The organism is Azorhizobium oxalatiphilum (assembly GCF_014635325.1).
In the GTDB taxonomy this organism is placed as follows: Bacteria; Pseudomonadota; Alphaproteobacteria; order Rhizobiales; family Xanthobacteraceae; genus Azorhizobium; species Azorhizobium oxalatiphilum.
Window position 1 is genome coordinate 133,657 of sequence record NZ_BMCT01000008.1, and the last position, 12,459, is coordinate 146,115.

General features: G+C 69.6%; 6 protein-coding genes. 1 reads left to right on the forward strand and 5 read right to left on the reverse strand.

Annotated features, from left to right (window positions below):
• Positions 1-146: 146 nt before the first annotated feature.
• The 3 genes from IEW24_RS22500 to IEW24_RS22510 are packed head-to-tail and all read right to left on the reverse strand — an operon-like array spanning position 147 to position 9,606.
• On the reverse strand, positions 147-923 hold the full coding sequence (locus tag IEW24_RS22500) for an SDR family NAD(P)-dependent oxidoreductase (RefSeq protein WP_188582889.1): 777 nt from the start codon (positions 921-923) through the stop codon (positions 147-149).
• The gene (locus IEW24_RS22505; RefSeq protein ID WP_244644614.1) at positions 920-2,284 is read right to left on the reverse strand and encodes an aminotransferase class I/II-fold pyridoxal phosphate-dependent enzyme; all 1,365 of its coding nucleotides are present in this window, start codon (positions 2,282-2,284) and stop codon (positions 920-922) included. Before IEW24_RS22505 ends, IEW24_RS22500 begins: the two co-directional genes overlap by 4 nt.
• Positions 2,281-9,606 (reverse strand): type I polyketide synthase, encoded by a 7,326-nt coding sequence (locus tag IEW24_RS22510; RefSeq protein ID WP_188582891.1) that lies wholly within the window; start codon positions 9,604-9,606, stop codon positions 2,281-2,283. Before IEW24_RS22510 ends, IEW24_RS22505 begins: the two co-directional genes overlap by 4 nt.
• A 481-nt stretch (positions 9,607-10,087) precedes the next feature.
• Between IEW24_RS22510 and IEW24_RS22515 the strand changes: the two genes are divergently transcribed.
• The gene (locus tag IEW24_RS22515) at positions 10,088-11,260 is read left to right on the forward strand and encodes a polysaccharide biosynthesis/export family protein (RefSeq protein WP_188582892.1); all 1,173 of its coding nucleotides are present in this window, start codon (positions 10,088-10,090) and stop codon (positions 11,258-11,260) included.
• 70 nt (positions 11,261-11,330) lie between these two features.
• Here the strand turns inward: IEW24_RS22515 and croR are convergent, their stop codons facing one another.
• Both croR and IEW24_RS22525 read right to left on the reverse strand, forming a co-directional pair.
• Positions 11,331-11,801: a 3-hydroxybutyryl-CoA dehydratase gene (gene croR / locus IEW24_RS22520; RefSeq protein ID WP_188582894.1), complete on the reverse strand. Its 471-nt coding sequence runs from the start codon at positions 11,799-11,801 to the stop codon at positions 11,331-11,333.
• Between the two features lie 105 nt (positions 11,802-11,906).
• Positions 11,907-12,368, reverse strand: coding sequence for an Lrp/AsnC ligand binding domain-containing protein (locus tag IEW24_RS22525; protein ID WP_188582896.1), 462 nt, complete (start codon positions 12,366-12,368; stop codon positions 11,907-11,909).
• Between the last annotated feature and the right edge of the window lie 91 nt (positions 12,369-12,459).

Here is a 12,459-nt window from a genome sequence, read left to right on the forward strand (position 1 = left end):
CGTCTTTCCGTCATCGGTTGGTGCTGCGCCAGCCTAGCAGATCGTCGCTTCGCCCGCACCCGAACGGCGGCAATGCCCGATCTCACGAGAATGCGGCAATCTTGAAGACGAAAGATTTACGTTTCGGAAACCCTGATTGCGCGCGCTCATCCGCCCACACGAAAGCGCAGGCCCTTCATGCCGAGCCGGCGGATGAAGGCCGGTACCAGCAGCGAGAGCCGCGAGCCCCAGTAGAGGGAGAAAGGGAAGCCGGAGAGGGCGCGATCCCCATCGAGCGCGCTCAATATGCGCCGGGCGGCGTCTTCGGCCGCAATCTCGCCGGGCCGGTGGCCGAGATGCCGGGCGCTCATGGCGCTGGTGACATAGCCGGGACAGGCGACGCACACGGAGATGCCCTCCTCGCGCAGCGCTTCACGCAAAGCGAGGCCGTAGGACAGAAGGCCGGCCTTGGCGGCCGAATAGGCGGGCGCGTCCGGCAGCGGCGCGAAGGCGGCCAGCGAGGAGATGAGCAGCAGGCGGCCTTCGCGCCGCGCGCGCATGCCCGGCAGCACCAGATGCAAAGCGGAGATGGTGGAGATGAGGTTGGTGTCGAGCACCCGTTCCGCCGCCTCGTAGCTCTCCACGGTTTCGCCGTCGCGCCGGCCGTCGAGAATGCCGGCATTGGCGATGAAAAGGCCGATGGGGGCGGCGCTCTCGATGCCCGCGAGCACGTCCTGCAAGGCGGTCCGGTTGCGAATGTCCACGCTGTGGGTGGTGCACGGTACGCCTGCCGCCCGGCAGCGCTCCGCCACGGCCTCCAGCCGCTCCGCATTGCGGCCGAGCAAGGCGAGGCGGTGCCCTTTTCGCGCCAGCTCTTCCGCCAGCGCCGCGCCGATGCCGCTGGAGGCGCCGGTGATGACCGTGATGCCGGTTCCGGCGGTCATTTCATCAGGTCCGCGACCTTGCCCACGGAGATGCCTTCCTCTTCCAGCCGCGCCAGTTCCTCGGCCACGGCAGTCACCGCCGTGTCGATATCCTCCGGCGTGTGTGACGCGGAGATGAAGAAGCGCAGGCGGGCGGACTTTTCCGGCACGCCGGGCGGGATGATGGGGAAGGCGTTGATGCCACGCTCCAGTAGCCGCCCCGCCAGCATCACCGTGCGCAGGCTGTCGCCGATGATGATGGGCGTTACCGCATAGCCCCAGCTCTCGCCCACATCGAGCCCGGCGGCGCGGGCCTTTTCCAGGAAGCGATGGCCGTTGGCCTTGAGCTGCGCCACCCGCTCCGGCTCGCGCTGCATGATCCGGAGCGCGGTCAGCGAGCCGATGGTGAGCGTCGCCGGCAGGCCCACGGAATAGACCATGCCGGGGGCGTGGAACTTCAGGAAGGTGACGAGGTCGGCGGAGCCGGCGATATAGCCGCCACACCCCACCAGAGTCTTGGAGAGCGTCCCCATCCAGATATCGACGCCGGACGGGTCCACGCCCTGAAGCTCGAAGATGCCGCGCCCGGTCGCGCCGAGCACGCCCAGCGAATGGGCCTCGTCCACCATCAGCCACGCACCCCAGCGGGTCTTGATCTCGATGAGCCGGGCGAGGTCCGGCCCGTCGCCATCCATGGAGAACAGGCCCTCGGTGACGATCAGGCAGCGCTCGTGCTTGTCGCGGGAGGCGGCGAGGATGGCTTCCAGCGCATCGAGGTCGTTGTGCGGGAAGATGCGGCGGCTGGCCTTGGACAGCTCGGCGCCGACCACGATGGAATTGTGGGCCAGCGCGTCATGGATCACCAGATCCTTCGGGCTGAGCAGGGCCGCGATGGTGGAGATGTTGGTGGCGTGCCCGCCCACGAACACCAGCGCGTCCTCGGTGCCATAGACTCCGGCCAGCGCCTGTTCGAACTCCTGATGGAACGGGCGCTCCCCGGCCGTGAGGCGGCTGGCGGACACCGAGGTGCCCCAGGTGCCGGCGGCATCAGCCACGGCGGCGGTGATCTCGGGATGGCCGTTGAGGCCGAGATAATCGTAGGAGGCGAAGTTCGCGACCGGCTTCTGGTCGATCACCGAGCGCGCGCCCGCCCGTGCGGTGTGCGTCTGGTAGAAGGGATTGGCGAGGCCGAGCATGTCGGCCGCCGCGCGCTGGGTCTTCAGCATGCGGAAGCCGGGCAGAGTCTCGAACGACACGTCGCGCGTCGGCGCCGCCACCGCAGTTGCGCGGGGCGCGGCGGGGGCGGCGGTCTTGCGCATGGAGGTGAGGAAGTCCGCGCGCTCGCTGCCCGTCAGCCGGCCCGCATCGGTTTTCTTGCTCACATCACCCTCGTGACTTGGTCGCGCCGGTTGGCGAGGGCATCGCCCACGGTGTCGAAATCGGCCACGTCGCCGCCGTGCATGGCAATCAGGCGGTGGTCGCCCGCATCCACGGTGGGGCCGGTGTCCGGTGTGCGCAGGGATTGCAGCAGGCGCCGGCTCAGTTCCCGCACATTGGGCACCGAGGTGATGGCCACCAGCGGCAGGGCGACGCCGAATTCGTGCTCGATGCTCATGCTGAGTTCAAGCGCCATCAGCGAGTCCATGCCCATTTCCGCGAACGGCCGGTCGAGGTCGATCTCCTGCGCGGACAGGCGCAGGATGCGGGCGATGCGCCCGGCCACCAGTTCGCCGAGGATGGCGAGGGCTTCGGTATCGCTCTTGCCCTCCAGCAGGGCGGCAAGGTCCAGCTCGGCCGCGTCCTTCGCCCCGCCATCCTCCGCGAACACCGCCGCGAAGGCGGGGGTGGCGAGGATGGGCAGGTCGCGCATGAGGCCGGTGCGCTGCCAGCGGGCGCAATAGACCACGGGCTCTGCGAGATCCGTGGCCAGCAGCCGCTCCAGCCGGGAGAGGGCGTCGGCAGCGGTCATGCCGGTCATGCCGGTGACGCGCTCCAGCTGCTCGGCGGTGGAGGTGTCGCGGGCCAGCACGCCCGCATCCGAGATGGCGCCCCAGCCGATGGCGAGCGCCGGCAGGCCCTCGGTGGCACGGCGGCGGGCGATGCCTTCCAGATAGGCGTTGGCGGCCACATAGGCGCCCTGTCCGGGATTGCCGATCAGCGCCGAGACCGAGGAGAACAGCACGAAGTGCTTCACCGGCTGGTCGCGCGTGGCGCGATCGAGATGGCGGGCACCGTCCACCTTGGGGGCGAGCACGCGCGCGAGCGCATCGGTCTCCAGCGTGCGGATGAGCCCGTCGTGGAGCACCATGGCGGTGTGGTAGACGCCGCCGATGGGGCCGTGGGTGTCCGCTACGCGGGCCACCAGCGCCGTGACCGAGGCTTCCGCGCTCACGTCCACCTGCTCCACCGCGAAGGTGATGCCGGCCGCCTTCAGTGCGTCGATGCGCGGCTGATCCGCCGCGTCCACCGCGCCGCGCCGGGAGGCGACGACGATGGTGCGCGCGCCCTTGGCCGCCAGCCACAGCGCCGTTTCAAGGCCGAAGCCGCCCGCGCCGCCGACCACGAGCTGGACGCCCTCGGGCACGAAGCCGTCTGCGGCCACGCGGGGCAGGCGGATGTCGCCGGCGGCAGGCGGGCGCACGACGATCTTGCCCACATGTGCGGCCGACTGCATGAGGCGGAAGGCTTCGCCGATGCCGTCCGCACCGAAGGTCCGGCAGGGCAAAGCGGTGTAGACGCCCTTGTCGAAGCCGGCGGCCAGATCCTTCAGGCCCTTGGCGACGAGACGCGGGTCGTGGGCCAGCAACTGGTCGAGGTCCACGCCGAAATAGGTGAGGTTGCGCCGGAAGGGGCGCAGGCCCAGCTCGGTATTGGCCACATAGTCGCGCTTGCCCAGCTCCACGAAGCGCCCGAACGGCTTCAGGCACTTGAAGCTGGCACGCATGGCCTCGCCGGAGAGGCTGTTCAGCACCACGTCCACGCCGCCATGGCTGTGGCGGATGGTGTCAGCAAAGGCGAGCGATCGCGAATCGTAGATCGCATCCGCGCCCATGAGCGAGACGAGGGCGCGCTTGTCTGCCGTGGAGACGGTGGCGATGACCTTCGCGCCCCGCGCCTTGGCGATCTGGATGGCGGCAAGGCCGACGCCGCCGGCCGCGCCATGGATGAGCACGCTCTCGCCGCGCTTGAGCTTTGCCAGCTCAACAAGGCCGTACCAGGCGGTGAGGAAGGCGACGGGGATGCTGGCCGCGCTGTCCGGCGTGGTGCCGGCGGGCAGGGGCATGAACACCCGGCGCGGCGCGGTGACATGGGTGGAGAAGGCATTCTTGGCGAAGCCCACCACCACGTCACCCACCGCAAGGTCGGTGACTTTTTCGCCCACGCGCGTCACGCGGCCCGCGCATTCGAAGCCGAACACGGCGCCGGCCATGCCGTCATCCAGCACATCGTCGTCGAGCAGGCCCATGGCCAGCATAACGTCGCGGAAATTCAGGCCGGCGGCCAGCACCTCGATTTCCACGTCGCCTTTGCCCGGCGCGGTGCGGACCTTCTTGGCCCACGCGAAATGATCGAGCGCGCCACGGCGGGGGAATTCGAGGGTGAGGGCGGCCTCCGGATCGGCGGCACCGGGCATGGCAGGCACGCCCTTGAGCACGCGCGTCACTTGCGCGCCACGCGCATCGAGCACGGTTTCGCGCTCTACGCCCGGCCCGACGAGGAGGGCGGCGAGGCGCGCGACAGCTTCGGCCTCGGGGAGGCCGGGAGCGATGTCCACGAGGTGGAGGCCGGCATCGGCCACTTCATTGAGCGCCACACGGCCGAAGCCCCACAACGCATCGGCCACGGGATCGAGCTGCGTTGTCTGCGCGCCGCGCACCACCAGCCACAGGCGGCTCTTGGGTGCGTCAGTGGGGCGGCTGTTGAGCAGAGTGGCGAGGCGCAGCACCTGCGCTTCGACACGCGGCTGATCGGCACCCGTCGTGCCATCGGCGAGCACGATCACATCCGCATCCGCCGCATCCTCGGGAGCCAGCAGGCCGGCGGCGGCGAGATGGGCGGTGAGCGGGCCGGCCAGCGGGCTCGCCGCATCGGCGACGAGGCGCACCGGGCGTGCGGCGGTGGCCGGCGGCAGAGTGGCGGGCGCGCGGGCCACGAGGCAGGCGCCGCCCTCGGCGATTTCCAGCGTGCGGATGTCGCGGCAGCCGGCGGCGGCCAGCGCCGCGCGGGTTTCGTCCGCGGAGGGCATGAGACCCACGGGGAAGGCGGGATCGGCCGAGCGGGCGAACCAGTCGGGATCGCTGCCGAGGATGAAGTCCACCACCGCATCGGGGGCGGGCTGGGCGGCCACCAGCGCACCGGTCGGCACGAGGCTGCGGGCCAGCCCGGATACCAGCGCCGCGCCCTCCTCGCCGGTCAGCCGCCATGTGGAGATGAGTGCGAGGTCGTGCGTGGCGGTCGGCGTCTGGTCGTCCAGCTTCAGGAAGCTCACGGCCAGATTGGCGGGCAGCCGCCGCTCCAGCCGCTCCAGCCGGGCGGTGTCGCGACCGGCGACGGTGAGGCGGATGCGGCCGGCCCGCACCTCCGGCAGCAGGGCCGCGATGACGGCCCGGCCGTCTGGCTCCGCCACAAGCACGCGCGGCGGCGCGTCACCCTGTTTGTGTTGGGCCGCAGCAATGGCTGCGAGAAGGGCGATGCGTGCCGGGGCGAACAAGACTCCTTCGCCGGCAAACTGTTCGAGGATTTCCGCGCGATGGGCGATGGCGGCTCCGGTGCGCAGCGTCTCGTCCATCTCCGCGATGGTGCGGGCCACCAGCAGCAGATCGGCAGCCGCCTCGGGATAGTCGGCGGCGAAGGTGCGCAGGATGCGGTCCGGCTCCGGCAGTCCGCTGTCGGCGGCGATGACGAGCGCCTCGCCATCCCGCGTGGCGAGGTCCGCCATCACCAGCTCCTCGCCCAGCAGCGCGGCGAAGGCGCGCGCCTCGGGCGCGATCCGGCCGGTGGCGGCGAGCAGGTCGAGGTCGAGACGGCCCGCTTCGTCCGCCAGTGCGATCAGCGTGCGATGGGCGGCGGCGCGCATGGCGGCGCGCAGCATCAGCCAGCCGTCGGTGGGCTCGGCCTCGGGCAGGGCACTGAGATGGGCGAGGATAGGCGCGGCAAGATCGGTTGCATCGGTGGCGGCGCCGGTGCGGGCGCGACCCAGATACAGGAAGCCGTCATCGGGATCGGTGCGTGAGAACACCACGGACTTGAGGAGGGCCTCCTCCACCTCGGCCACCACCGTGCCCTCGGCATCCTTCAGCGCGATGGAAACCTTGAGCGAATGCGCGGTGTGGCGCTCCACGCCGATGGTGGCAGCGGTGACGACCGGGTGGTCGCGGAACAGCGACATGCGTCCCAGCCGGATCGGCAGATAGGTGCGCCGGACGCCCGGCTCCATGTCGATGAGCTGGAACAGGCCATGCAGCGCGGCATCGAGGCTCGCCGGATGCAGCAGTTGCGGCCGGGTAAACGCGCCGGTGCCGGCCTCGGCCGGGGTCAGCGCCACCTCGATGGTCCTGGCATCGCGCCGGATGGACTGGGCCAGCTGGAAAGCCGGGCCGTAATGGAGGCCGCAGGCTTGCGTGCGGGCATAGATCTCCGCCGCCGTGGTGCGGATGAGCTTGCCCTTGGGCTTGGCGGTGGGGCGCGGCGCATGCGCCACCTCCACCAGCCGGCCGCGGGCGTGCAGCGTCCATTCGTCGGTGCCGAAACGCGGGCGGCTGAACAGCTCCACGTCATTGGTGGCGGCCGCATGGCGCACGGAAATCTCGCGCATGCTCTGCCTGGAGAGCACCAGCGGCTGGAAGATGTCGCAATCCTCAAGGCCCAGCGGGCCCTCGGGCTTCAGCGCGCGGCCGACCGCCAGCACCATCTCCACGATGGCGGCGGCGGGCACCACGATCTCACCATCCACCACGTGGTCGGCGAGATAGGGCACGATCTCCGCATCAAGGAAGGTGCGCCATTCCGGCACGCCTTCCGCCAGCCGCCCGCCGATGAGCGGGTGCCGGGCATCGCCGCCGAACAGGTCGAGCGCGGCGGAGGTGCCCTGGAAATGGAAGGTGCTGCGCTGCCACGGGTAGGTCGGCAGGATCAGGCTGCGGTCCACGCTTGTGGCGGGCCGGGCGGGAGCCTCTGCTCCATGGGCGCGGGCATTCGCCACCACCCAGAGCACCGGGTCGCGACGGGGATCGCGGTCGTCCGCCTCGGTGAAGCTGGCGAGCACCGCGGCGCTGCTGCCGCGCTCCTTCAGCGTGTCGGTGATGGGCGAGGTGAGGATGGGGCGCGGCCCCAGCTCGATGAACAGCGTGGCCCCGGCTTCCGATGCCGCCTCAAGGGCGCTGCGGAACAGCACGGGGGCGCGCACATTGCGCCACCAATAGGCGGTGTCGAGCGGTTCGGTCGCCGGTGCGCCGGTGACGGTGGAGACGAGCGTCGTCGTCGCCGGCCGGGGGCGGATGTCGCCCAGCGCGGTCAGGAAGGCCGGGCGGGTGTCTTCCAGCAGATGGGAGTGGAAGGGGTAGGCCATCTCCAGCGTGCGGCTGGCGATGCGCTGGCGCCGGGCCTCGCGGGTGGCGAGCTTGATCGCCTCCGTGGAGCCGGAGAGGGTGAGGGAGTTCGGGCCGTTATCGGCGGCGATCTCGATGTCGTCGCGGCCGAAGCCGGCCAGAAACTCTTCCATGCGCGTCCGGCTGGCGGCGAACACCGCCATGAGGCCGCGCCCATGGGCGGCTTCCTGGCTGGTGGCGCGGGCATGGATGATGCGCACCGCCTGCGCGAGGTCGATGGCACCGGAAGCTTCCGCCGCCGCCACTTCGCCGATGCTATGGCCGATCAGGAAATCGGGCTTCAGCCCCTCGGCCACGAGGCCGGCGGTGAGCGCCGCCTGCACGGCGAACATGAGCGGCTGGATGACGGAGGCCTGCCCGATGCGATCGGCCAGCGCCGGATCGAACATGTCCTCCTTCACGCCCCGGCCTTCGAGCGCCTTGAAGGCGGTGTCGATTTCGTCGAAGCGGGCGCGGAAGGCGGGATTGCGCAGATAGGCGGTGCGGCCCATGCCCACCACCTGCGCGCCATTGCCCGAATAGACAAAGCACACCTTGCCGTCCGCGCGCCCGGCGGCGCCGGTGGCGATGGCTTTCGAGGCGCCGGTGTCGGCCAGTTCGCGGAAGCCGGCTTGAAGCGCATCCGGCTCGTCCAGCACGGCCACCGCGCGGTGGCGCATCAGCTCGCGCCCGCCAGCGAGGGCAGCGGCGAGCCGGGCCGGGGTCACGCCGCTATTGAGCGCGTCGGCGGTGGTGCCTGCCAGGGTGCGCAGGGCCTCGGCGGTCGCGGCGGAGACGGTAATGTGGCGCGGTGCGGAGGCGGCCGTTTCAGCGGGCTGTTGATCAGCCGGCGCGCTGGCAAGGATGATGTGGGCGTTGGTGCCGCCGAAGCCGAAGGAGGAGATGCCGGCGAACAGCGTCGCGGCGTCCTTATTGAGCGGCACCGCCTCGCGGGCCGGCAGCAGGTTCAGGTCGGCGAAATCGATGAGCGGGTTCAGTTCGTCCAGATGCAGCGAGCGGGGCAGCTCGCGCGTCTCCAGCGCGTTCACCGCCTTCAGGATGCCGGCGACACCGGACGCCGGCTCCAGATGGCCGATGTTCGACTTCACCGAGCCGATGGGCAGAGGAGCGGAACGGCCGCGCCCCAGCACGGAGCCGATGGCGGTGGCTTCCACCGGATCGCCGATTCGGGTGCCGGTGCCGTGGGCCTCCACGAAGGCCACCTGATCCGGCGTGATGCCGGTCTCGCCATAGAGCCGCTCAATAAGCGCCCTCTGGCCCTCCACGCCCGGCAAGGCGATGCCCGAGGTGCGCCCATCCGAATTCACCGCGCCGGCAATGGCCAGCGCGCGGATGGAGCCGGGCAGCGCGAGGTCGCGGCGACGAAGCACGAAAGCCACCGCGCCTTCCGAGCGCACATAGCCATCGCCCGCCGCCGAGAACGGCCGGCACAGGCCGGTGGGCGAAAGCATGGAGGCGCGGGAGAAGCCGATATAGGAGGCGGGCGTCAGCAGCATGTTGACGCCGGCCACCACGGCAGTGTCGATGCGCCCCGTCTTCAGGTCGGTGAGGGCCTGCGAGAAGGCCACCAGCGAGGACGAGCAGGCGGTATCCACCGTGAAGCTCGGCCCGTGCCAGTCGAAGGCGTAGGACAGGCGGTTGGAGACGACCGACAGCGTGTTGCCGGTCATGAAATGGCTCTCGATGGCCGCCGGGTCCGAGGCCAGCAGGTTGCCGTGGTCGAGGCTGGAGGCGCCCACATAGACGCCGACCTCATGGCCGGCGAGGCTGGAGGGGGCGATGCGCGCGTCTTCCAGCGCCTCCCACACCACTTCCATCAGCAGGCGTTGCTGCGGGTCCACCTGCGCCGCCTCGCGGGGCGACATGCCGAACACGGTGGGATCGAAGTCGAACGGCGCGTCCAGATAGCCGCCCGCGAAGGAATAGCTGAAGCCGGGCTCGGTGGCGCGGGGATGCAGGAAGCGCTCGACGCTCCAGCGGCCGGTGGGGAAGGGGCGGATGGCGCAGGTGCCGTCCGTCAGCATCTGCCGGAACCGTGCTTCGTCGGGTGCGCCGGGCAGGCGGCACGCAGCTCCAACGATGGCGGTTTCGTTCACATCGGCGACGCCGTCTCCAAGAGGCCCCTTAAACCGCAATGTATCCACCCGTACTCTGGAAGTATCCGCCGCACCTGCGCGCCGGACGTTCGCCTGCTTTCAAGGCGGCACGCCCCCGGCGCGAGCATTCTGAATCGCGGCGCGGCGCAGTTTTTTCGTGCGGGCACGAGAACCGGCAGCCTATCGCGAAACAATCGCTGTGTGGACCCTGTTTAGCCGCAGCACAAGGCATGCGCGAGCGGCCGCAACGTCAGGTGTGGCGCCGCCGCGCGGGCAGCTTGGGCTGGGCAGATCCATATGCCGCAGCGTCATGTGGCTGTCCCGGGGGTTGCCTCCCGTTAACGATGCGCCGGTTTTCAGGCCTTCTGCGGGTGTGGCAATCGGGAAACATGTCTATGAGGAGTGCTAGGCTTGGGCGTTGGCAGGGTTGGTCCCCGGGGACCGCCATGCTATCTGCGAACGGAATCGGGACGGAGCTTTCATGCGGAAGGTATCGAGTTGGCCGCTGCTGCTTTCGGGCGTGGCCCTTGCGCTTTCCGGATGCGCCGAGACCCTGCCGCAGGTGGGGCCGAACGCCCGCGAGGTTGTCTCCCAGTCGGTTGAGGACAACGTCCAGCGCTACGAAGTCGTGGATATCGACAATGTGGTGCTCGATATCGCCCGCCAGCGCGCGCCCGACACCTTCTATACCAGCTTCGGCAAGTCCGGCCCTTCCCGCACCCCTGTGGTGGGCATCGGCGACACCGTCGCCGTAACCATCTGGGAAGCCGGCGCCGGCGGCCTGTTCTCGTCCGCCGTGGTGGCTGGCAGCTTCACCACCGGCTCCAAGACCGCCACCATCCCCGAGCAGGTGGTCAAGTCCTCGGGCACCATCTCCATTCCCTATGCCGGCGAAGTGCAGGCGGCGGGCCGGACCACGGGCGCGATCCAGGACGACATCGTCAAGGCGCTGACCGGCAAGGCCATCCAGCCGCAGGTGCTCGTCACCGTCAGCCGTCCGGTCAGCAACACCGTCACCGTCTCGGGCGAGGTGGTGCAGGGCGCCCGCGTGCCGCTGACCGTGAAGGGGGACCGCCTGCTGGACGTGATCGCCACCGCCGGCGGCGTCCGCGCGCCGGTGAGCGAGACCTTCGTGCAGCTCTCCCGTGGCACCCACACCGTGCGTGTGGCCATGGAGCGCGTGGTCTCCGACCCGCGCGAGAACGTCTATATGCAGCCCGGCGACGTGTTGACGCTGGTGCGCGAGCCGCAGGTGTTCCTCGCCTATGGCGCGACGGGCGCGAATGCGGAAATCCCGTTCAACGCCTCGGGCATCACGCTGGCCACCGCGCTGGTGAAGGCCGGCGGCCTGCAGGACAACCGCTCCGATCCGTCGGGCGTGTTCATCGTCCGCTACGAGCCGGAATTCATCGCCCGCAAGCTGCGTCCCGGCAGCCCGCTGGTGGTGCCGGGCGGCCTGACGCCGGTGGTCTACCGCCTGAACCTTCGCGACACGAACTCGCTGTTCGTGGCCCAGCACTTCCCGATCTTCAATCGCGACGTGGTCTATGTGACCAACGCCCCGATCACCGACATCCAGAAGGCCATGCAGATCTTCCTGATGGTCTCCTCGCCGGTGACGACGGGTGCGTCGATCTACAGCGGCGTGAGATAGTCCCCGGACATTTTGCCGGAACGCGTTACGGGAGCCAGCGGGCTCCCGTTTTCGTTTCGGCCCGGCGTTTTCAGCCGGCCGCGCCGCGGGCGAGGGGCGACTTCTCGGTCTCGCTGCGCGGCGGTACCTTCACCCAGGCTTCGCCATCCAGCACCACCTCCTCGCCCACCTTGCAGGTGCAGGCGAGGCGCGCGCGGCGACGTTCCGGGATCAGTTCGGCCACCTCCACGATCACATGCACCGTGTCGCCGATCTTGACCGGAGCGCGGAAGTTGAGGGTCTGGGAGATATAGACGGCCCCCGGCCCCGGCAGGCGGGTGCCCAGCACGGCCGAGATCAGGCTCGCCGTATAGAGGCCGTGGGCGATGCGGGTGCCGAACGGCGTGCGTGCGGCGAAATGCTCGGACAGGTGGATGGGGTTCCGGTCGCCGGTCACTTCGGCAAACCCCACCACATCGGAAGATGCGATGGTCTTCACCAGCGTCTCGCTCAGGCCGACGGTGAGATCCTCGAAACACAGAAGGCGCAACTCGGGAAACATCTTTTCTCCCTTTCCTGTTGGTGCCCCGCCGTCTTCGCGCGGCTTGGGGGCGGCATTAGGCGTCAGGATGAAGCACGCGGGAAGCCGGACTTTCGTTCCGCCTCGTCACACCGGCAGCGGCGCATCGCTCTTCACCTCCTCCATCACCGCATAGGAGCGCGTCTCGCGTACGCCGGGAAAGCCCAGCAGCACCGTGCCGAGGAAGCGCCGGTAGGCGGCCATGTCCGCGAGGCGGACCTTCAGCAGATAATCGAAGCCGCCCGCCACCATGTGGCATTCCAGAACCTCCGGCGCGGCCCGCACGGCTTTCGCGAAGCGCTCGAAGGCATCCGGCGTGGTCTTGTCGAGCTGGATCTCGATGAAGACGAGGAAGCTCAGGCCCAGCCGTTGCGGGTCGAGGCGCGCCCCGAATCCGGCCACATAGCCGTCCCGCTGAAGGCGCTTCACCCGCTCTCCGGCGGAGGTAGCGGACAGCCCGACCTGCTCTGCCAATTCCACGCCGGAAATACGCCCATCCCTTTGAAGGATCGCGAGAATACGACGGTCGGTACGGTCGAGGCTGCTCATGTTATCCGGTTCGCCGAGGGTTGCGCCGGATAATCTAAGGCCAAATGCTGAAAATGACCATCGAAGTAAGGCGGGAGAGGGATTATCGAAG